The 21,454-nt window shown below is 62.7% G+C and carries 19 protein-coding genes and 1 pseudogene; 10 read left to right on the top strand and 10 right to left on the bottom strand.

Annotated elements, in window-relative coordinates:
* The 3 genes from O7A61_RS10035 to O7A61_RS10025 all read right to left on the bottom strand — a co-directional run.
* A partial coding sequence (locus O7A61_RS10035) for a 2Fe-2S iron-sulfur cluster-binding protein (RefSeq protein WP_337129629.1) occupies window positions 1-1,294 on the bottom strand: 1,294 nt, incomplete at its 3' end.
* On the bottom strand, window positions 1,291-1,587 hold the full coding sequence (locus tag O7A61_RS10030) for a sarcosine oxidase subunit delta (protein ID WP_027145874.1): 297 nt from the start codon (window positions 1,585-1,587) through the stop codon (window positions 1,291-1,293). The genes O7A61_RS10035 and O7A61_RS10030, both read right to left, overlap by 4 nt.
* Window positions 1,588-1,596: 9 nt before the next feature.
* Window positions 1,597-2,856 (bottom strand): sarcosine oxidase subunit beta, encoded by a 1,260-nt coding sequence (locus O7A61_RS10025; RefSeq protein WP_140718090.1) that lies wholly within the window; start codon window positions 2,854-2,856, stop codon window positions 1,597-1,599.
* A 198-nt stretch (window positions 2,857-3,054) separates the two neighbouring features.
* Here O7A61_RS10025 and O7A61_RS10020 point away from each other — a divergent pair, with 198 nt between their 5' ends.
* The 8 genes and pseudogenes from O7A61_RS10020 (at window position 3,055) to O7A61_RS09985 (ending at window position 12,556) form a co-directional block, all read left to right on the top strand.
* A complete protein-coding gene (locus O7A61_RS10020) occupies window positions 3,055-5,544 on the top strand; it encodes a mechanosensitive ion channel family protein (RefSeq protein ID WP_337129626.1) in 2,490 nt (829 codons plus the stop codon).
* 153 nt (window positions 5,545-5,697) lie between these two features.
* Window positions 5,698-5,961, top strand: a complete 264-nt coding sequence (locus O7A61_RS10015; RefSeq protein ID WP_027145877.1) for a hypothetical protein — start codon at window positions 5,698-5,700, stop codon at window positions 5,959-5,961.
* Window positions 5,962-6,065: 104 nt separating this feature from the next.
* Window positions 6,066-6,216: pseudogene (locus tag O7A61_RS10010) on the top strand (FkbM family methyltransferase); the annotation flags it as partial.
* A gap of 151 nt (window positions 6,217-6,367) precedes the next feature.
* Window positions 6,368-8,929 (top strand): GcvT family protein, encoded by a 2,562-nt coding sequence (locus O7A61_RS10005; RefSeq protein WP_337129624.1) that lies wholly within the window; start codon window positions 6,368-6,370, stop codon window positions 8,927-8,929.
* 89 nt (window positions 8,930-9,018) lie between these two features.
* Window positions 9,019-9,867 carry a DUF1194 domain-containing protein gene (locus O7A61_RS10000; protein WP_337129622.1) on the top strand — a complete coding sequence of 283 codons (849 nt, stop codon included), beginning with the start codon at window positions 9,019-9,021 and terminating at the stop codon, window positions 9,865-9,867.
* 114 nt (window positions 9,868-9,981) lie between these two features.
* Entirely contained in the window at window positions 9,982-10,932 is a 951-nt protein-coding gene (locus tag O7A61_RS09995) for an ABC transporter substrate-binding protein (protein WP_027145880.1), read from the top strand.
* A 68-nt stretch (window positions 10,933-11,000) separates the two neighbouring features.
* Window positions 11,001-11,774, top strand: a complete 774-nt coding sequence (locus tag O7A61_RS09990; RefSeq protein WP_140502780.1) for an ABC transporter permease — start codon at window positions 11,001-11,003, stop codon at window positions 11,772-11,774.
* Window positions 11,771-12,556: an ABC transporter ATP-binding protein gene (locus O7A61_RS09985; RefSeq protein WP_337129620.1), complete on the top strand. Its 786-nt coding sequence runs from the start codon at window positions 11,771-11,773 to the stop codon at window positions 12,554-12,556. The genes O7A61_RS09990 and O7A61_RS09985 overlap by 4 nt, the downstream gene beginning before the upstream one ends.
* A gap of 38 nt (window positions 12,557-12,594) precedes the next feature.
* Here the strand turns inward: O7A61_RS09985 and O7A61_RS09980 are convergent, their stop codons facing one another.
* The 3 genes from O7A61_RS09980 to O7A61_RS09970 all read right to left on the bottom strand — a co-directional run bounded on the left by O7A61_RS09980 (window position 12,595) and on the right by O7A61_RS09970 (window position 14,542).
* Window positions 12,595-13,608, bottom strand: a complete 1,014-nt coding sequence (locus O7A61_RS09980) for a GlxA family transcriptional regulator (protein WP_348625742.1) — start codon at window positions 13,606-13,608, stop codon at window positions 12,595-12,597.
* A 264-nt stretch (window positions 13,609-13,872) separates the two neighbouring features.
* On the bottom strand, window positions 13,873-14,007 hold the full coding sequence (locus tag O7A61_RS09975; protein WP_013894968.1) for a hypothetical protein: 135 nt from the start codon (window positions 14,005-14,007) through the stop codon (window positions 13,873-13,875).
* A gap of 349 nt (window positions 14,008-14,356) precedes the next feature.
* Window positions 14,357-14,542 (bottom strand): hypothetical protein, encoded by a 186-nt coding sequence (locus tag O7A61_RS09970; protein ID WP_337106433.1) that lies wholly within the window; start codon window positions 14,540-14,542, stop codon window positions 14,357-14,359.
* A gap of 209 nt (window positions 14,543-14,751) precedes the next feature.
* On the opposite strand from O7A61_RS09970, the gene O7A61_RS09965 reads away from it, so the two are divergent.
* On the top strand, window positions 14,752-15,651 hold the full coding sequence (locus O7A61_RS09965; RefSeq protein ID WP_337129616.1) for a LysR substrate-binding domain-containing protein: 900 nt from the start codon (window positions 14,752-14,754) through the stop codon (window positions 15,649-15,651).
* On the opposite strand, the gene O7A61_RS09960 is transcribed toward O7A61_RS09965, so the two are convergent.
* Window positions 15,652-16,605, bottom strand: coding sequence for an alpha/beta hydrolase (locus O7A61_RS09960; RefSeq protein WP_337129614.1), 954 nt, complete (start codon window positions 16,603-16,605; stop codon window positions 15,652-15,654).
* A gap of 216 nt (window positions 16,606-16,821) precedes the next feature.
* The gene (locus tag O7A61_RS09955) at window positions 16,822-17,007 is read right to left on the bottom strand and encodes a hypothetical protein (protein ID WP_027145886.1); all 186 of its coding nucleotides are present in this window, start codon (window positions 17,005-17,007) and stop codon (window positions 16,822-16,824) included.
* A gap of 296 nt (window positions 17,008-17,303) precedes the next feature.
* Between O7A61_RS09955 and O7A61_RS09950 the strand changes: the two genes are divergently transcribed.
* Entirely contained in the window at window positions 17,304-18,365 is a 1,062-nt protein-coding gene (locus tag O7A61_RS09950; protein WP_337129612.1) for an acyltransferase family protein, read from the top strand.
* A 29-nt stretch (window positions 18,366-18,394) separates the two neighbouring features.
* On the opposite strand, the gene O7A61_RS09945 is transcribed toward O7A61_RS09950, so the two are convergent.
* Window positions 18,395-20,524, bottom strand: coding sequence for an ASKHA domain-containing protein (locus O7A61_RS09945; RefSeq protein ID WP_337129610.1), 2,130 nt, complete (start codon window positions 20,522-20,524; stop codon window positions 18,395-18,397).
* On the bottom strand, window positions 20,475-21,449 hold the full coding sequence (locus tag O7A61_RS09940) for a methyltetrahydrofolate cobalamin methyltransferase (RefSeq protein WP_027145888.1): 975 nt from the start codon (window positions 21,447-21,449) through the stop codon (window positions 20,475-20,477). The genes O7A61_RS09945 and O7A61_RS09940 overlap by 50 nt, the downstream gene beginning before the upstream one ends.
* Window positions 21,450-21,454: the final 5 nt, after the last annotated feature.

Raw genomic sequence — 21,454 nt, 5'->3', positions numbered from 1 at the left:
GGATGGTCGGCGACCAGCCGCCCGACATCAGCAGGCAATCGGCATGGACGCTGCGCGCATCGCCGCTCAGCGCACCGGCGACCATGTCGAAACGCTGGACCTTGAGGCCGGACAACGACTTGCCACCTTCCGTGGCGACCACCGCATGACCGGAAAACAATTCCGCCTCGGCTTCGCCAGCCAGGGCGCTCATCTCGGCGGACGGTTGCGGGCGCACGTCGACGATGGCAACGATCGCCGCACCTGCCTGCTTCAGCGCCAGCGCCGACCGGTAGGCGCTGTCATTGTTGGTGAACACCACGACCCGCTGCCCCGGCAGCACGCCGAATTCGTTGGCGTAGCGCTCCGCCGCATGCGCCAGCATCACGCCGGGCCGGTCATTGCCAGGAAACACCAGCGGCCTTTCGAAGGCGCCGGTAGCCAGCACGACGGATCCCGCGCGGATCGCCCAGTAGCGATGGCGCGGCTCACCCTTGGCGGGCTGTGCCTTGTGGTCGCTGACCCGCTCGAGCGCGGCAAGCGTGTTGTTGTCGTAGTAGCCCCAGACCGTGGTGCGCGGCAGAAGCCGGACGTTGTCGCGGGCCTCGAGCTGAGCGACGGTGCGATGCACCCAATCAGCCGCGGGTGCGCCATCGATGGTTTCGCCGGACCAGTTGGCCGAACCGCCGAAACGCGGCTCGAGATCGGCCAGCATGACGCGGGCGCCTTGGTCCGCGGCGGCCTTGGCGGCCATCAGGCCGGCTGGGCCGGAGCCGACCACAAGCACGTCGCAAAAGGCGTTCATGCGCTCGTAGCGGGCCGGGTCCTTTGCCGATCCGGCGCTGCCGAGGCCGGCGGCGCGGCGGATGAAATGCTCGCAGAACATCCAGAAGCGCGTGCCTTTCAGCGGGCCGATAACCGGCCCCATGAAGGTCTTGTAGTAGAAGCCGGCCGACAGCAGCTTGCCACCGAGCTGGTTGACGGCATGGATATCCCAGGTGAGCGAGGGGAAACGGTTCTGGCTGACGGCAATCAGCCCGTCATGGATCTCGACCATGGTCGCAGGAATGTTGGGTTCCCGCACCTCGCCCTTCAGCACCGTTACCAGCGCGTTGGGCTCCTCGACGCCTGCGCTCAGCAGGCCGCGTGGGCGATGATATTTGAAAGAACGCCCGAAAAGGGTGACGCCATTGGCCAGCAGCGCGGACGCCAGCGTGTCGCCGCCATGCCCGGTATAGGCAACGCCGTCGAACGTGAAACGGATCGTCTTCAACCGGTCTATACGGCCGCCGGTGACGGTGCGGCGCGGGCTCATGGCTTGTCCTCCGCCTTGCGGCGCGCGGCCGAGCTGTGATCGCCACGCACGAAGGCGACACTGGAAATCTCATGCGTCAGCGTGTTGCGCACGACCCTCAGGTGAGCCCGGCAGCCGCCGGAATGCTGCCAGATCTCGTTGTGGTCGCCGGCCGGGTTCAGCCGGTCGTAGACGTACGCGTTCCAGGCCTCGAAATTCTGTGAGGCAGGGTCGGGACGTTCGCGGTTGCCGTCACCCTGATAGGTGAACTCGATGACGTCGCGCGGGCCGCAATAGGGGCAAGTGATCAGCACTGAATGTTCCTAATGAAGCCGCGGGTTCGCGCCCTGGCCCTTGTCGTCGATCACCAGGCCGCGATGAAATCGGTCCAGCGTGAAAGGGGCGTTGAAATCGTGCGGCTGGTCCTTGGCGATGGTCCAGGCAAAGCACCACCCGGAAGCGGGCGTCGCCTTGAAGCCGCCATAGCACCAGCCGCAATTGAGATACATGCCGGGCAGGGGCCCGATGGTGATGATCGGCGAACCGTCCATCGACATGTCGCAGACGCCGCCCCAGGAGCGCAGCATGCGCACACGCGCTAGGCCCGGGAAAAGCGCCAGCATCTCGCTCATCACTTCGTCGACGATGGGCAGGTTGCCGCGCTGGGCGTAGCTGTTGTAGCCGTCGATGTCGCCGCCATAGACAAGGCCGCCCTTGTCGGACTGCGACATGTAGAAATGGCCCATGCCGAACGTCACGACCGTGTCGATGAAGGGTTTCAGCGATTCGGTGACGAAGGCCTGCAGCACATGGCTCTCGATCGGCATTGTCTCGACGCCGGCCAGTTGCATGACGCGGCCGGTGCTGCCGGCCACCGCGACCGCGACCTTCTTGGCCCTGACATCGCCGCGCGATGTGGTAACGCCGGTGATGCGGTCGCCGTCGCGCAGGAAGCCGGTGACCTCGCAATTCTCGACGATGTCGACGCCGCGCCGGTCGGCGCCGCGTGCATAGCCCCAGGCGACCGCATCGTGCCGGGCGGTGCCGGCGCGCCGCTGCATCAGGCCGCCAACCACCGGAAAGCGTGCATCATTGGAGATATCGAGCGCCGGGATCAGGCGCTTGATCTCGGCTGGTGTCATCAGTTCCGCATCGACGCCGAGATGGCGCATGGCGTTGCCGCGTCTTGCGTAGTCGTCGAACTGAGCCGGCGTGTGCGCCAGGTTCAGGCAGCCGCGCTGCGAGAACATAACGTTGTAATTGAGTTCGTGCGACAGGTTCTCCCACAGCTTCATCGAATGTTCGTAGAAGCGGGTATTGGCGGGCAGGAGATAGTTCGAGCGAACGGCCGTCGTGTTGCGGCCGACATTGCCGGAGCCCAGCCAGCCTTTCTCCAGCACCGCGACATTGGTGATGCCGTGTTCCTTGGCTAGATAGTAGGCGGTCGCCAGGCCGTGACCGCCGCCGCCGATGATGATGACGTCGTAGGATGCCTTCGGATCCGGCTTGCGCCAGGCCGGCTTCCAGTCCTTGTTTCCCTTGAACGCGTTCGCGAGCAGCGAAAGGGCTGAGTACTCTGCCATGTGTAAGGTGTCCGTTGCGGGCGATGCGGCAGACTATAGAGCAGGGGGCTGATAGAAAGCCAATATTGCGCCATCGCCTTTCGACTGACCGACGCTTGATGAGTGCGATCGTCGCGGTGACTTGCCCCATGATATGGCCGCCTTTATCAAGGACAGGCATTTTGAATGCCTTTGCCGCCCGCGAGTCGCCGATCCATCATGTTTTTTCGATTGCTTCGCCTCATATTGGTCCTGGCGCTTGTCGTTGCGGCGCCGCTGTCGTTCGAGGCGGCGGCGCAAGGCGTTGGCCAGGCGCCCGCCGGACTGGTCGCCGACCAGCAAAAGATCATCCAGGGCCTGACGACCAAGGCCGACAATTTCGAGAAGCAGATCCAGCAGGATGGCGAGGACGACAGCAACCTCGTCGATATCCGCCTGCAGCTCGAGGAATTGTCGCGGCAATCGCTGACCAGCGCGCTGGCGTTCCGCACGCGCCTGGGCGAAATCAACAGCCGGCTCGAACAGCTCGGGCCACCGCCTGCCGCCGGCCAACCGGCGGAGCCCGACATCGTCAGCGGCGAACGCCAGGCGCTAACGTCCGAAAAGGCGGAGATCAACGCGGTCATCGCGCAAGCTCAGACCTTGTCGATCCGCATCAGCGGGCTGATCGACAAGATCGGCAACATGCGCAGCGCGCTGTTCCGGAATCTGTTGACCAAGCGCTACGTACTTTCGGACGCCTTGAGCCCGCAGGTGTTTTCCGATGCGCGGGACGAATTCGGCAATTTCTACAGGGCGGTGTCGTCCTGGCTGAGCTTCGCCATCAGGTTCAAGTTCCAGGCCATCCTGGCGGCAACCTTCGTGGCGCTCGGCCTTGCGCTGGTGCTGCTGGTCGGCGGGCGGCGCCTGTTCGGGCGGGTGTTCGAGGCCGAATCCAGCAATGAGGCCCCGTCCTATCTCAGCCGCCTTTCAGTGGCGTTCTGGTCGACCTTGCTGCCGACGCTGGCGGTTGCCGCCTTTCTCGGCTCGACGATCTTCTTCTTCAACTATTATAATGTTTTGCGCGGCGATATCGGGCTCTTCCTCAATGCGCTGGCGGCCGTCATCGGCGTGGTGTTTTGCGTCAATCGGCTGACCAATGCTGCGCTCGAGCCGCGCCTACCGAACTGGCGGCTCATTCCCGTCGAAACCGGCCCGGCGCGCTGGCTAGTGCGGCTAGCGACAGCCATGGCCGTGGTCATCGGCGCAAACTATTTCCTGTCGATCGTCAACGACAAGATGGGCTCGCCGCTGTCGCTGACCATCGCCCGCAGCTTCGGAGCCGCCATAACCGTCGGCGTCATCCTGATGCTGATGGCGATGCTGAGGCCGTTCAGGGCGCGTGACGGAAGCTGGCGACCATGGCCGGCATGGCTGCGCTATACGTCGCTCGCCCTTGGCCTGTTCACCATCGTCGCGGCGCTGCTCGGTTATATCGGTCTTGCGCTGTTCGTCTCACAACAGGTCGTGGTCACCGGCACGGCGCTGATAACAGCCTATATCGGCTTCCTGTCGGCACAGGCGATCGGCGAGGAGGACGCTTTCGCCAACACGTCGGTCGGGCGCTGGCTGTCGGCCAATTCCAGCTACGAGGACACCGCGCTTGACCAGCTCGGCCTTGTCGTCAGCATCGCCATCAACGTGATGATCGTGCTGGTGTTCCTGCCGCTGATCCTTTTGATGTGGGGCTTCCAGCCTGGCGATATCGAAGCGTGGGCATACAAGCTCGCAACCGGGATCAATATCGGTTCGGTCACGATTTCGGTCACCGGCATCCTGTCGGGCATCGTCGTCTTCGTCATCGGCTATTTCCTGACGCGCTGGTTCCAGGGCTGGCTCGACGGCTCGGTCATGGCGCGTGGCAAGGTCGATACAGGGGTGCGCAACTCGATCCGGCTGGCGGTCGGCTATGCCGGCGTTGCTCTTGCGGCGCTGGTCGGTATTTCGGCGGCCGGCATCGATCTCTCCAGCCTGGCACTGGTCGCCGGAGCTCTCTCCCTCGGTATCGGCTTTGGCCTGCAGAATGTGGTGTCCAATTTCGTCTCCGGCCTGATCCTCTTGGCCGAGCGGCCGTTCAAGGTCGGCGACTGGATCGTGGCCGGCGACGTCAGCGGCACGGTCAAGAAGATCAGCGTGCGCGCCACCGAGATCGAGACTTTCCAGCGGCAGTCGGTGATCCTGCCCAATTCGAACCTGATCAACAATGCCGTCGGCAACTGGACGCACCGCAACAAGCTCGGCCGCATCGACATCAAGGTCGGCGTCGCCTATGGCAGCGACGTCAAGCATGTCCACGCCGTCCTGCTGGAGATCGCGCGCAGCCATCCGCTGGTGCTCAAGAACCCCGAGCCGTTCGTGCTGTTTTCCAATTTCGGACCCGCCGCGCTCGAATTCGAGATTCGTCTGTTCCTGGCCGATGTGATGAACGGCAACATCGTGCAGAACGACGTCCGCTTCACCGTGCTGGAGAAATTCGACGACCAGCACATCGAAATCCCTTCAACGCCTCGCGCGGTCGTCGAGGCCAAGAAGCACGTGGCATGGCCGACCGATGACGACAAGATCGAGGCCGATTTCGCCGAACAGCAAGAGGCCAAGGCGCAAGCCGAGGCCGAGGCGAAGCGTCAGGCCAAATCAGGCCGCAAGACACGCAAGCCCGATCCGGATTAGATTTGGAATTTCAAGGTTGCACGTCGCCAAGACCAATTGCGGCATGAATGCGGCATTCAGTTGCGGTTCAGCTTCCATCTCATATAAGCTCCATGCAAAGGCGAAAATGCCTTGTGAAATGCAACAGAGGCGGTGGGAACACCGATATTGCAAATGTGGAAGTCTCTCGTCGCCGCCGTGGCTTTGCTCGCCGTGAGCGGCTCGGCCCATGCCGCAAGCGCGGTCAACAAGGACGCCGAGACGCGCACGCTGGTCGTGACCGAGGGCGGCAGCAAGACCGAGCTTGCGCTGGCCGGCGGCGAAACCGTCGAGTTCTGCCAGAACGGTTGCTTCGTCACCTTGCCCAATGGTGACCTCGAAGCCCTGACCGGTTCGGAAACCGTCGAGATTTCCGGCGGTGTCGCCCGCATCAAGTAATCTCGGTGGCATGATTGGAAAGGCCGGGCGTTTGCTCGGCCTTTTATCATTTCCGGTAGCTGTCTAACAATGACGCTGAAAATCCCGCCGCGCCGGCCGTTTGCATCGTGTTCGAGCAGCTCGACCTCAAGCGCTATCGTCCCGGCATGATCAAGGTCGAGGTCGGCCCTGGAGATCGGCCAGGTCGTGGTCAAGCTGAAAACGGCGGGCTGCCAGCCTGGCTTCCAGGCCCAGGACGTGTGGGCGTTTGCCTGATGGGTAGCTGTTTTCCCTGATTTGGGAAGGGTCGCGCCGCATCTTTGGCGTGTCGCAAACAGGCGGTAGCGCCGTGCCCGTCGCCTGCATATTGTGCGCCGATCAAACGGGCGCCGACGCCGCCCGCAACAGCATTCTGGAGTCGCGGGCAATGGCAGAGTTTCCGAAAAAGGCGAAGGTCGTCATTATTGGCCTCGGCGGCATTGTCGGCGCATCGATCGCCCATCATCTGATCGAACGCGGCTGGGACGACATTGTCGGCATCGACAAGTCGGGCATCCCGACCGATATCGGCTCGACCGCGCATGCGTCGGACTTCTGTTACACCACCAGCCATGATTTTCTGTCCTGCTGGACGACGCTCTATTCCATCAATTTCTACGAGAAGATGGGCCACTACGCGCGCGTCGGCGGCCTTGAGGTCGCCCGTGTCGGCGACGACGGCCGCATGGACGAGATCAAGCGCAAGATCGCTTCGGCCAAGGCTTTCGGCACGCGCGCCCGTTTGATCGAGCCCGCCGAGATCAAGGAAAAATTCCCGCTGATCGAACAGGACCTGGTGCAGGGCGGCCTGTGGGATCCGGACGCCGGTCTCGTCATTCCGCGCTCGCAGACCGTTGCCGGCAAGCTGGTCGACCAGGCCGAAGCGTCCGGCAAGCTCAAATCGTTCGCCAACACGCCGGCGAAGTCGCTTGTCGTCAAGGATGGCCGCATCAGTGCCGTGGTGACGGACCGCGGTACGATCGAGGCCGACTACGTCATCGTCTGCGCCGGCATCTGGGGCCGGCTGATCGCCGAGATGGTCGGCGAGGACCTGCCTGTCATGCCGATCGACCATCCGCTGACCTTCTTTGGCCCGTACACCGAGTTCGCGGGCACCGGCAAGGAGATCGGCTGGCCGCTGCTGCGCGACCAGGGCAACTCGGCCTATATGCGTGACACTGGCGATCCGAAGACCGCCGAGGGCGGCCAGATCGAATGGGGCTATTACGAAGAGACCAATCCGCGCCTCTGCCACCCACGCGATCTGCTGGAGAAGGACCAGGCGCGGCTATCGCCGTCGCAGCGCGATCTCGACATGGAGCAGATCCTGGCGCCGCTCGAACGCGCCATGGAACTGACGCCGATCCTGGGTGAACTCGGCTATAACGAAAGCCATTCGTTCAATGGCCTGCTGCAGGTGACGGCCGATGGGGGCCCATCCATGGGCGAAAGCCAGAAGGTGAGGGGGCTTTGGTATGCCGTCGCCATCTGGGTCAAGGACGGCCCGGGCATGGGCAAGCTGATCGCCGACTGGATGACCGACGGCCGCACCGAGATCGACCACCACGCGATCGACTATGCGCGCTTCTATCCGCACCAGACCAAGGAACAGTTCATCTGGGATCGCTGCACCGAGACGGCGATGAAGGTCTACAATCCGGCGGTGCATCCGCGCGAACCCTTCTCCAAGGCCCGCGACGTCAGGCGCTCGCCGTTCTGGGAGCGCGAGAAGGAACTCGGCGGCTATTTCATGGAACTCGGCGGCTGGGAGCGCGCCCACGGCTACGCCGCCAACGAGCATCTGCTTGAAAAGTATGGAAACCGGGTGCCGGTGCGCGAGAACGAATGGGACAACCGCCACTTCTGGCGCGTCTCCAACGCCGAGCATCTGGCGATGAGCGAGGATTGCGGCATCGTCAACCTCTCGCATTTCTCCATGTATGATATCGAAGGACCCGACCATGTCGCGCTGCTGGAATGGCTGTGCGCGGCCAAGATCGGCGGCGACAACAACATCGGCAAGGGCATCTACACCCACTTCCTCGACGAGGAAGGCATGGTGCGCGCCGACTTCACCGTGATCCGCATGGCCGACCGCTGCCGGCTGATCGACGGCGCCGACGCGGGGCCGCGCGACTTCCAGTACATGCGCCGCACGGCGCAGGACAAAGGGTTCGACGTCACCATCACCGATGTGACCGAGAAGTACGTCACCATCGGCATCTGGGGGCCGAACGCGCGTGCGACCTTGCAAAAGGTGGTCGAGAACCCGGATGGGCTTTCGCCGGAGAATTTTCCATTCGCGGCGATCAAGCCGGTCAGGATCGGCGGCAAGGACGTCACTGCGTTCCGCATTTCCTATGTCGGCGAGCAGGGCTGGGAACTGCATATGCGCTATGAGGACGGTCTGGCCGTCTGGGACGCGCTCCGCTCGACAGGCGTCATGCCGTTCGGCGTCGAGACCTATGCCAACACCCGCCGCATGGAGAAGAGCCTGCGGTTGCAGAACGCCGACCTCTTGACCGAGTATAATCTGCTTGAGGCCGATCTTGCTCGACCGAAGGTCAAGGAAAACGATTTCTGCGGCAAGGCCAAGCATGTGAAGTATCGCGAACGCGCGCACCAGCCCGCCATGCTGTGCACTCTGGTGATGACCGAGAATACAGACTCCAAGGGTGTTGCCCGTTATCCCGTCGGCATCATGCCGGTGATGGACCCCGAGAGCGGGGATACACTGGTCGACGAACTCGGCCGCCGCTCCTTCACAACATCGGTCGCCTATGGCCCGACCATCGGCAAGAACATCGCGCTCGCCTATCTGCCCTGGGCCTATGCCCAGGAGGGCCGCAAGCTCAAGGTCGAGTATTTCGGCGAGACTTATCCGGTTGAAGTCGCCAGCGTTGGCTACAAGCCGCTTTACGACCCGGAGAATCTCAAGCCGCGGAGCTGATCGCCGCGGCCGGGCTCGCTATTGGATCAGCGCGGCCATGGCCGGGCTTTTCTCTTTTTCGGTGGGCGATTCTGGCTTAACCTTGCGCAATGTCTGGTTTGCCCTGCGCGAGACATCTGCTTTCGGCCACTGCCGCACTGGCGCTGACGCTCTGGCTGGCGCCGAGATCCTACGCCGACGAGCCGGTCGATGTCGAGCTGGTGCTGGCGGTGGACGTTTCGCTGTCGATGTCGGCGGAGGAGCTGGAGATCCAGCGCCATGGCTATGCGGCGGCGCTGACGCATGACAATGTGCTGCAGGCGATCGCCGATGGCGCCTATGGCAAGATCGCCGTCACCTATGTCGAATGGGCCGGCACCGGCTGGCAACACGTCATCGTACCGTGGACGGTGATCGCAAGCCGCGCCGACGCCGAGCGGGTGGTGGCGCAATTGTCGGCCCAGCCGCCCAACAGCGCACGGCGCACCTCGATCTCCGGTGCATTGGAGTTCGGCAGCGACCTTTTCGCCGAAAGCGGCTACCAGGGAACCAAGCACGTCATCGACATTTCGGGCGACGGGCCGAACAACCAGGGCGCGCCGGTCAATCTCGTCCGCGACGGGGTGGTCAGCCAAGGCATCGTCATCAATGGCCTGCCGCTGATGACCCGGGGCGGCTTTTCCGGCGTCTACGACGTCAACGATCTCGACCGCTACTACAGCGACTGCGTCATCGGCGGCGCCGGTGCCTTCATGATCCCGGTCAATGACTGGACACAATTTCCCGAAGCCATCCGCCGCAAGCTTGTGCTTGAACTTGCCGGTCCGGCGTCACCCTATTGGGTGGCGGAGGAGGCGGACCATCCGCCAGTGGAGCTGGCGCAGGACAAGCCCGCCGCCGACTGCCAGGTCGGCGAGAAAATGTGGCGCAACCGCAACTGGATGCCCGGCAGCAGGTAGAGCAATTCCAAACCGGGTTGCCGGCTGCTTTGTGCGCAAACACGTTCCTGTTGATTGACAAGCCCGTCGGCCTCTGTGAACAATTTCCCTCAGAAAGACAAAAGGGGAACTGACATGAACAGGATAACCGTCTTTGCCGCGACATTGACGCTTGCCGCGGGGTTGACCGCGCCGGCGCTGGCCGCCACGTCACTCACCATCGGCATCAGCGGCTGGACCGGATTCGCGCCGCTGACACTCGCCAAGCAGGCAGGGCTGTTCGAGAAACATGGCCTCGACGTGACCTTGAAGAAGGTGCCGCAGGCCAGCCGGCCGCTCGCCATCGCCAGCGGCGACCTGCAATGCGCCGCCACCACGGTCGAGACCTGGCTGGTCTGGAACGCCAGCGGGGTGACCACCAAGCAAATCTTCCAGCTCGACAAATCCTATGGCGCCGACGGCATCGTCGTGCGCAACGATATCAAGACCGTCGCCGACCTCAAGGGCAAGAATGTAGCGTCCTCCGCGCCGGGAACGTCGCCCTATTTCATGCTGGCCTGGGTGCTGAACAAGAACGGCATGTCGACCAAGGACGTGACCGTCGTCAATCTCGAGCCTGACGCAGCGGCGCAAGCCTTCCTCGCCGGCCAGAACGATGCGGCCGTCACCTACGAGCCCTTCATCTCGGCCGTGCGCGATAAGGCCGACCAGGGTCATATCCTGGCGACCACGCTCGACTATCCGATGGTTCTCGACACGGTCGGCTGCACGCCCGAATTCCTCAAGGCCAATCCCGACGCCGCCAAGGCGCTTGCCGACAGCTATTTCGACGCTCTCGACATGATCAAGAAGGATCCGCAGAAATCCTACGAGATCATGGGCGCCGACGTGAAACAGTCTGCCAAGGAATTCGAGGATTCGGCGAAGTACCTGAAATGGGCCGACAAGGCCGCGAACAAGCAGTTCTTCACCAAGGAATTCCAGGACTTTTCCAAGACCGCCGGCGACCTGCTGCTGCAGATGGGGCTGATCAAGGAGGCGCCCGACGTCGCCACGCTGGCCGACACCAGCGCCGTGGCGAATTGACGGTTCAACCCTTGGATACCGTGCGGCGGGGCAGTGCGCCGCCACTTTCCCGCTGACAAAGGATGAAGATGCGCCCCTTGCATCCTGTCTCACCGAGCCTGCGAACAGTGCTCGGTATTTCCTTCTTCGTGCTGTTCGTGGCCTTCTGGGCCTGGATCACACTTGGCGGCCACGTCAACCGCATCTTCCTCGCCGACCCGCTGTCGATGCTGCGGGACGGCTGGCGGCTGCTGGTCGAGGACCGTTTCTGGCTCGACATACTGATCACCATCTGGCGGGTCTTCGGCGGTTTTGTGCTGGCCTCGGTCGTCGCCGTGCCGCTCGGCATCGCCATGGGCGCCTGGAAACCGGTGGAAGCTTTTCTGGAACCCTTCGTCTCCTTCGCCCGCTACCTGCCGGCCTCGGCTTTCATTCCGCTGCTCATCCTGTGGGCCGGCATTGGCGAGCTGGAAAAGCTGCTCGTCATCTTCGTCGGCTCGGTGTTCCAGGTCATCCTGATCATTGCGGTCAAGGTCGGTTCCACACGGCGCGATCTGGTCGAGGCCGCCTATACGCTGGGCTCGACCAACAATGGCATCGTCAGGCGGGTGATCATGCCGGCCAACGCGCCCGAGATCGCCGAGACGCTGCGGCTGGTGCTCGGCTGGGCCTGGACCTATGTCATCGTTGCCGAACTGATCGGCTCGTCGTCGGGCATCGGCTATATGATCATCAACAGCCAGTCGCGGCTGGCGACCGGGCAGATCATCTTCGGCATCATCGTCATCGGCCTGATCGGGCTGTTGTCCGATTTCGCTTTCAAGGCGTTCAACCGCTGGCTCTTTCCATGGAGCCTGGCGTGAGCAAGCTTCTCATCGAGGGCGTTGCGCGCACCTTTGCCGGCGTGCGCGGCGGAGAGCCGGTCAGGGCGCTGATGCCGGTGGATCTCGCGGTCGCGGCAAATGATTTCATCACCATACTGGGGCCGTCCGGTTGCGGAAAGTCGACGCTGTTGAGGATCGTCGCCGGCCTGGAAGCGCCAAGCGAAGGTCGCGTTCTGCTCGACGGCAGGGCGGTGACGAGACCCGGGCCGGACCGCGGCATGGTCTTCCAGTCCTACACGCTTTTCCCATGGCTGACGGTCGCCGAAAACATCGCTTTCGGCCTGCGCGAACGCGGCATGGCCGAGGAGGAGAGGGACGGGATCGTTGCCTCCTATGTCGATCTCGTCGGGCTGAAGGGGTTCGAGAATCATTGGCCGAAGCAGCTTTCCGGCGGCATGCAGCAGCGCACGGCGATAGCGCGGGCACTGGCCAACGATCCGGAAATCCTGCTGCTGGACGAGCCGTTCGGAGCCCTCGACAACCAGACGCGCGGGCTGATGCAGGAATTGCTGCTCGGCATATGGGAACGGCGCAAGAAAACGGTGCTGTTCGTCACCCACGACATCGAGGAGGCGATCTTCATGGCCTCGCGGGTTATCGTGATGACGGCGCGGCCCGGCCGCATCAAGTCGGATGTCGCCATCGACCTGCCGCATCCGCGCCACTACACGCTGAAGACCAGCCCGGAATTCTCGGCGTTGAAGGCACGGCTGACCGAGGACATCCGCGTCGAGGCGATGCGGACCGCAGAGGTGCACTAACCGCTCACGGCTTGGTCGTCTGCGTGTATGGTTTGGGGTCAGGCCGCCAGCAACTGCTTGCGGTCTACGCGCTCCTGCTGCGGCGAGCGGGCGTAGAGCTCGCGGTAGCATTTCGAGAAATGCGACGCCGAGACGAAGCCGCAGGCGACCGCCACCTCGACCACCGGGAGCGACGACTGAATCAAGAGATGCCGGGCGCGGTCGAGGCGGATTTCGAGATAGTAGCGGGCTGGGGAGCGGCCCATCTCGGTGCGGAACAGGCGCTCGATCTGGCGGCGCGACAGGTCGACATGGTCGGCGATCTCGATCAGCGACAGCGGCTCGGACAAATTGGCCTCCATCAGTTCGATGATGGTCAGCACTTTCGAGTTCTGCACGCCAAGGCGGGCGCGCAGCGGCAGGCGCTGGCGGTCGGTCGGGCTGCGCACACGGTCGGTCAGCACCTGCTCGCACACGCGGTTGACGAGGTTCTCGTCGAAATCGTCACCGATCAGCTTCAGCATCATGTCGAGCGCGGCGGTGCCGCCGGCGCAGGTGTAGATGTTCTGGTCGATCTCGAACAGGTCGGCAAAGACATTGGCCTTCGGGAAGGCCTCGGAAAAGCCCGGCAGGTTTTCCCAATGGATGGCGCAGCGCTTGTTCGACAACAGCCCGGCGGCGGCCAGAATATGCGCACCGGTGCACAGACCGCCGACGGCGACGCCGCGGTTATATTCCTCGCGCAGCCAGGCAAAAGCCGACTTGTTCTGATAGCGCTCGACATTGGTGCCGCTGCAGACGATGGCCATGTTCGGGCGGTCCGGCCCGGCCATCTTCTTGCGTTCCTCCTCCAGCGAGGTGTTGACCGCACACTCCACGCCGTTGGAGGCGCGCACCGGCTTGCCGTCAATGCTGGCAAGGCGCCAGCGATAGGCCTCGTAGCCGAGCATCCGATTGGCGGAGCGCAACGGGTCCAGCGCGGTCGCAAAAGCGATCATGGTGAAATCGGGAACAAGGAAGAACACAAACGACCGCTTGATCGGATGCTTGACGGCGTTCACGGGGAACCTCATCTGGCCATGACGCGAACAGGATGTCGCGAATAGCATAGCGTCATCAGGAAAAACCATTCCTGTCAATCGGCTAGGCGGCTTTGGCAAGATTAAATTTGCGACATGGGTCGCAAATGGGCATTCACAGCGCGGTGCTGCTCAAACCAGGCCACCGTCAGGTTGTGAAAAGGTGATGGAAGCGCAACAGATAAACGCCGCCTCGGCGGAACCGAAGCGGCGGCTGTCAACTCTGAAGCCGTGGCAGGGAGCGCGGCTGTGGAGGTATCAGGCGACGAAGCCGAGACGCGCCGCAGCCATGGCCCCGGTCTGGCCAGGCATGGTGTTGGCGAGGCGCTGACGCTCGAGAGCGGTGGTCAGGTTCATTTCGCGGCGGGCGAAGAGGCGGGCAAAAAGCTTCATGATCATCTCCAATCGGTTGCTCAGACGGGTCGCCTTCGCTTGATGGAGTGGGGCAGCTCGTTTGCTGACGGGGATATAGGCTTGTGTAAGCAGAAACTGAATCGCAAAAGCGAAGCGCTTGATATGAAAAGCGACACCGATTGCGACAGATTTGGGCAGGTTGCAGGTGTTGTGCCCAATATTTACGAATATTTACAGTTGGTTGGCTCAAAAACGAGCTGCTATGCGGCTTGCTCATATGCGCCATGCAGCGGCAGCATGGCTGCTGAATTCGTTTGAATACAAATAAAATAGAGAAGGCCTGCCGGGCGGGTTGCGCGGCAGGCCTTCAGCACGGGGTACACACGATCTACTTTGCTCCAGCCCAGGTTCCGACGCCATTGCGAATACCGGTCTTGGTGTCGGAAGCTTCCGGCCAGCCGATATCCTTCTGCAACTCGATCGGCAGGGAACGGATGGCGCGTTCGGTCTGGTAGCGGGCGCGGGCGGCGTTGAATTCGGTCGCGATGCGGCCGAGGGATGACAGGATAGACATTTCGATCTCCTTTGCTGCGGCGCGGGAGGCGCCGGCAATGCATTACGTCAGGTCTGTTTCACATGTCGAATGCAGGTCTGCGTCGTGGTCGTTTCGTGCTGCTTTTGGCGGCATGCTGCTTCGATGGAGTTGACTGTGCTCCTGATCTGATGTTCAATCAAACGAAATGGAATGATGCTTTGTATCAGAAAAATTGAAGGCAGATCGTCATGAACGCCCCACTCAATCACCCGCTGCCGCTGCTCGACCTCGACGTTTTGCGCACTTTCGTGGCGATTGCCGAGACAGGCAGCTTCACCACCGCGGCCAATGCCGTTTTCCGCACGCCGTCGGCCGTATCCATGCAGATCAAGAAGCTGGAGGACATTCTCGGCCGCTCGGTGTTCGCGCGCGATGCACGTTCGGTGACGCTGACCACGGACGGCGAAGTGCTGCTCGGCTATGCCCGGCGGCTGTTGTCGATCAACCGCGAGGTGGTGTCGAAGTTCATTATCCCCGATATTGTCGGCGTGGTGCGGCTCGGCTCCCCGGATGATTATGGCGAGCGCGTGCTGCCGCATGTGCTGAAGCGTTTCGCGCAGTCGCATCCCTCGATCGCCGTCGACGTCACCATCGACCAGAGCAGCAATCTGCGCCGGCGCATGGACGACCGCGCGCTCGACATCACGCTGTTGACGAACTCCTACAAGACCAGCGCGCTTGGCGCCGAGGTGCTTTTGACCGAGCCGATCGTGTGGGCCGGCGCCAAGGGCGGCTGCGCGCATCTACGCGAACCGCTGCCGGTCTCATTGTGGGAAGAAGGCTGTGCCTGGCGGGCCGGTGCGCTCGAGGCATTGGGGCGCGAGGGCCGCAACTATCGCGTCGCTTACATGAGCGCCCATACCGCAGGCCAGCGAGCCGCGATCATGGCAGACCTTGCGGTCGCGCCGCTGCCGCGATCGTTCCTCGGCAACGACATGGTCGAACTCTGCCCGAAGGACGGTATGCCCGATATCGGCACTTACAATCTTGCCATGGTGGTGGCGCCGGACGCCAGTGCGCCGGTCAAGGCCGTCGCCGACCACATCCGCGCGACTTTCGAAGTGTTCAGGGAAACCGGCAAGTTCTGATCATCCGGGATACTCGGACCGAAGGCGCTGCTCCGCCGCCTCTGTGGAGGCGGCGATCGGCGAAGGGCTCTGGCTCAGGAAAGCAACGATGTGTTGGCGCGCGCGCCGCGCTTCCGGCATGTCAATCAGCGGCCAGACGTGGAACATGCCTTCCTCGTAAACCACCTCCACCTCGACACCGGCGGTGCGGGCTTTTTGTGCAAAGATCAGATTGTCGGGCGTGAGAAGATCGCGGGAGCCCGTCAGGAGCAATGTCTTCGGCAACACCGACAGATCGCCATAGACCGGGCTGATGCGCCAGTCGGTCGGATCCATACCGGCACTATAGAGCCGGATTGCCTCGCGCCCACCGGCAATGCCCAACCATGGATCGTTCCGCTCCGCCTCGAATACTTCGGGGTTTGCGAGCGAGACGTCGAGCCCGGGTGAAATCAGCACATGACGCGAGGGTACGGGCAAACCCTCTTCCGCCGCCATCATGGTCAGCACCACGGCCATGTTGCCGCCGGCGGAATCGCCCATGAAGATGATGTCTTCCGCCTCTGTCTCCTCGAGCATCCGGCGATAGACAGCGCCGACCATGCCGAACATGGCGTGGAAGTTGTGCTCGGGCGCGATGGGATAGATCGGCACGGTGATGCCGTAGCCCAGCCGGTCGGCCATGTCGGCGATCAGATACCAGTGATAAGGCGTGATCTCAAAGACATAGGCGCCGCCATGCAGGTAGAGTATCTGCTTGTGCTCTTCGGCCCTGGGCGCGATTTCGTAGACCGGAAACCCGTCCACGCTGCGCGTCTGGATATCGTAACGCTGCTGCAGCAAGGCCGGCGGACGGTGATCCTCGGTCTTGCGCGCGGCCGCTATCCAGCGCTGCAGGTTTTCCGGGCTGGAAAAGGCCTGCTTGCGGCTGTGCCTAAGCACGAAGGACACGACGTGGCTTTTCAAACTTGGCATGCGGATACACGGACTTCGGCGGCAGCCGACTAAGAGAATTCCCCTTCATTCTTGCAGATCGTGCCCTGGCCAAAGATGTCAAGATCAGCGCCTTGTCCACACGCTGGTGTGATCAGTGGCGCGGCAGAAGTGCCGCGCGCAGCTGGTTGTTGGCCGTCGGGGACGTACGCGGTCCCCGGCGGAAGCCGAGCAATTTGCATTTGTCGGTGAAGGTCATCAGCGCGTCCTACCCAGAAGCAGCGAGGCGAGCGTGGCCTGCGGATCATTCGGCGGCGATGCCGGCCATCCGATGTCCTTCCGGACATGCGCCGGCAAGCTGTTCAGCGCGCGGATCGCCTTATTCCTGGCATGAGCTTGCCTGATGGTCACACCGAAGCGGCCGAGATTTTCGAACATCGACATTTTCATCTCCCTTGAAGAACGGCGGTGGCCAAGGACTTCTTTGGCCGCCGTTCGATGCGGGGTAAATGCGCCTGCCATGTATCGGATGGATTTCGCGAAAATAGCGCGTTCGTTTCCAGATCGGCCTAATCTGGAAACATTGGATACAAATGAGTTTTCGAGGCGCCGAAGTCGTTTTCAGGTCCCGATAAATCGGACGTCCTCGGGCGGTGGTGCGCTGCGACTCGAATAGAAAATAGTTGACAAGTCGCCCCGCAACTGCCTGTAATTGTGCAGCGCAGCAGCAGAAGTGTGCGTTGCAGCACAACGCGGAAACCATGACTGGGGTCATCGTGCCGAGTATCCACAGCATTCAGTATCTGCGGGCGCTAGCTGCGAGTGCTGTGGTCTGCTTCCACGTCAGCGAGCAGTTCGACGGCCCGTTCTCTGTCGGTGCCGCCGGGGTCGACGTCTTCTTTGTGATCAGCGGTTTCATCATGTGGGTGACGACGGCGAGCCGCCCGGCGGATCCAGTGGGCTTCATCGGCCGCCGGATCACCCGCATCGTGCCGCTCTACTGGATCGTCACCTTCATGACTGCCGCAGCCATGCTGATCAAGCCACAGTTTTTTTACGATCAGTTGCTCAGCCCGCTGAGCCTCGGCCGCTCGCTGTTCTTCTTGCCGCTTCTGCAAGACGGCGCATTGCATCCCGTCGTCCTCCAGGGTTGGACGCTGAGCTACGAGATGATGTTCTATCTCGTTTTCGCCTTGCCTCTTTTTCTGGGCGAACGATGGCGTCTGGGCGTGCTCGTCGGCAGTCTCACCATCATCGTCGCGCTGCATTTTGTCTTGCCCGACGGATATGCGCGTTCCTTCACCAGCCCAATCGTGCTCGAATTCGCTGCCGGCGTTATTCTGGGACGCCTGTGGCTCCAGGACGTTCGGCTCTCGTTTGGGCTGGCCCTGACGCTGCTTGGTGGTGGGTTTCTTCTGCTCGCCGTCATCCCGTTGGTCGACGCCGATATGCCGCGCGTATTGCGCTGGGGCATCCCGGCCATGCTGATCGTGGCGGGCGCGGTCTTTGCCGAACGCGCTCGGCCGTTCAGGCCCGTGGCCTTGTTCAGCTTCCTCGGCGAAGCCTCCTATTCGATCTATCTTTGGCACGCCCTGGTGGCCGTCGCGGTGACGGGCATCACCTTGCGGCTCGGCGTGCTGCCGGCATTGCAGCCGGCGCTGATCGTCGTTCTCAGCCTGGTGTTCTCGGCGATGCTTTATCTGGTCGTTGAAAAGCCGCTCATCCGGGCGCTGCACCCCTCACGCCCCAAAGGCGTCAAGCGCGGAAAAGAGACCCCGCTTACCCAGGCTGCAGACATATGAATCCGATCGCAACGGCCTGAAGCGGTTTGTCAGTCGCGGCTGCGCCGTGCGGCGTGGCCTTCGCGCGAGCGCCTTCGCGGTGCCGCATCTCCGGCGATGCCATCCTCGCTCACCGTCTTGCGTGGCGGCAGTTTCACCGCCGCCGACAGTTTCGGGAACGGATCGACCTTGTTGGGCAGCGCCATGGCATAGACGAAATGCTCCTGGAATTTCGGCTCCAGCGCGGTCTCGATCTTCTCGATCTGGCTCACCGTCTCCTCGATCTCGCGACGGTAGCCGCGATTGAGCAGCGCCATACGGGCACCGGCGCCGGCGGCGTTGCCGACGGCCGAGACCTTGTCGAGATCGCAATCGGGGATAAGGCCGAGCACCATGGCGTATTTCGGATCGATGAAGGAGCCAAAGGCACCGGCGAAATGGATGCGGTCGACATGCTCGGTGTTCTGCTTTTCCATCAACAGCTTGGTGCCGGCATAGAGCGCCGCCTTGGCAAGCTGGATGGCGCGGACGTCGGTCTGGGTGATGGTGATCTTGGGTTCGCCTTCCTTCAGCACGTAGGAGAAGGTGCGGCCGTTGGCGACGACGCGCGGCGAGCGCGCGGCAAGCGATCCGTCGACGACACCATCTTCCGAGATGATGCCGGCGAGATACATTTCGGCGACGATCTCGATAATGCCGGAGCCGCAGATGCCGGTGACACCGGTCGCCTGCACGCTGTCGAGGAAGCCCGGTTCGTCGGACCACAATTCCGAGCCGATGACGCGGTATTTCGGCTCCAGTGTGTCGGGATCGATGCGCACGCGCTCGATGGCGCCGGGCGCGGCCCGCTGGCCACCGGAGATTTCGGCACCTTCGAAGGCCGGGCCGGTGGGCGAGGAGGCAGCCACGACACGCGCGCGATTGCCGAGTACGATCTCGGCATTGGTGCCGACATCGACGATCAACATCATCTCGTCCTGGCGATGCGGACCTTCCGACAGCGTCACCGCCGCTGCATCGGCGCCGACATGGCCGGCAATGCAAGGCAGCATATAGAGGCGCGCACCCTGGTTGAGCTTCAGCCCGATATCGGATGCCTTGATGCGCACGGCGCCCGAGACGGCAAGCGCGAAGGGGGCTCCGCCGAGTTCGGTGGGATCGATGCCGAGGAACAGGTGATGCATGATCGGATTGCCGACGAAGACGGAATCCAGGATGTCGTTGCGCTGGACATTGCCTTCCGCGCAGACCTTGTCGACGAGGCCGGAGATCGCCTCGCGGACAGCAACTGTCATGCCTTCGCGGCCATCCGGGTTCATCATCACATAGGAGACGCGGCTCATCAGATCCTCGCCAAAGCGGATCTGCGGGTTCGATGTTCCGGACGAGGCGGCGACGCGGCCCGACAGCAGCGATACCAGATGCATGGCGATGGTGGTCGAGCCGATGTCGCAGGCCAGCCCATAAGCCTCGTTCTTGAGGCCCGGCCACAGCGCGATGACGCGCGCGATGTCACTGTCGGCATCCTTGTGGATGGCAGCGGTGGCGGTCCAGTTGCCCTTGCGCAATATGCCTTGCACCTGCGGCAGCAGATAAAAGTCGAATTCGAGGTTTTTAAAGCCCCAGTCCTTCATCAGCGCGATCTTGAGCCGGTCGAGGTCGCCTGATGGGTTGTGCATGTCGGGCTCTTCAATCTCGACATAGCACATGCGGATCGCCGTATCGCGGGCGATCACCCTGGTGTCGGCATCCTTGCGGATGGTCTGCGCGTTGATGACGGTGTCCTGCGGCACGTCGATGACGAGATCGCCGAGGATCTGCGCCGAGCAGGAGAGGCGGCGCCTTTCGGGCAGGCCGCGCACGCGTTCGTAGCGCTCTTCCTTGGGACCTTTGGGCGAGATGTGGTCGTTTGAGGAGGTGATCTTGTGCTTGGCGAAATTGCCTTCCTGCACCTCGATCTGGCAGCGCCCGCAAGTGGCGCGTCCGCCGCACACGCTCTCGACATAGACGCCGAGCTGGCGCGCGGCGTCGAGCACCGGCGTGCCGACAGGGAACCGCCCGCGCTTGCCTGACGGCATGAACAGCACGAGTGGATCGGTAATGTTTGCAGGTGAATTCACGATTGCGCGCTTATCCCCGGCCCATCCGGGCTTCACGACCGCCGCGCCGGCGGCTGCCATTGCCGCCGCCTTCGCCCGGTGCATTGACCGCTGTCGGCGCCGCCACCGCGTGGCCGCCTTCGGCCGGCTTGTAATCCTTGTAGGTCTTGATCCATTTGGTGCAGTTCTCGTCGGTGCCGTTCAGCACGTTGGCGCCGCGCACGGCTTCCATTTCCTGCGGCCGCACCGGGTTCATGATCGCCGAAGTCATGCCGGCGCCGATCACCATCGGGATGAAGGCGGCGTTGATGCCGTGGCGGTGCGGCAGGCCGAACGAGATATTCGACAGGCCGCACGTGGTGTTGACCTTGAGCTCTTCGCGCAGGCGGCGCAGCAGCGCGAACACCTGGCGGCCGGCATCGCCAAGCGCCCCGATCGGCATGACCAGCGGGTCGACGACGACGTCGTGCGCCGGGATGCCGAAATCGGCGCAGCGCTGCACGATCTTCTTGGCGACGGCGAAGCGCACGTCCGGGTCCATCGAAATGCCGGTTTCGTCGTTGGAGATGGCGACGACGGGCACGTTGTATTTTTTGACCAGCGGCAGGATGGCTTCGAGTTTTTCCTCCTCGCCGGTGACGGAGTTGACCAGCGGCCGGCCCTTGGCGACCTTCAGCGCGGCTTCGATCGCGGCGCTGACGGAACTGTCGATCGACAGCGGCAGGTCGACCAGGCCCTGGACGATTTCCAGCGTCTGCACCAAAAGACCAGGTTCGGTTTCGTTCGGGTTGACCGAAGTGACGCCGGCATTGACGTCGAGCATGGTGGCGCCGCAGGCGGCCTGCTCCAGCGCGTCCTTGATGACGGTCTCGAAATTGCCAACCACCATCTCGGCGGCGAGCTTCTTGCGGCCGGTCGGGTTGATGCGTTCGCCGATCACGCAGAAGGGCTGGTCGAAGCCGATGATGATTTCTCGTGTCGCCGAGGCAACGATGGTCCGGGTCATGAAAT

Source organism: Mesorhizobium sp. Cs1321R2N1, assembly GCF_037179725.1.
Lineage (GTDB): Bacteria > Pseudomonadota > Alphaproteobacteria > Rhizobiales > Rhizobiaceae > Mesorhizobium > Mesorhizobium salmacidum.
This window is presented reverse-complemented; position numbering and strand designations above follow the sequence as displayed.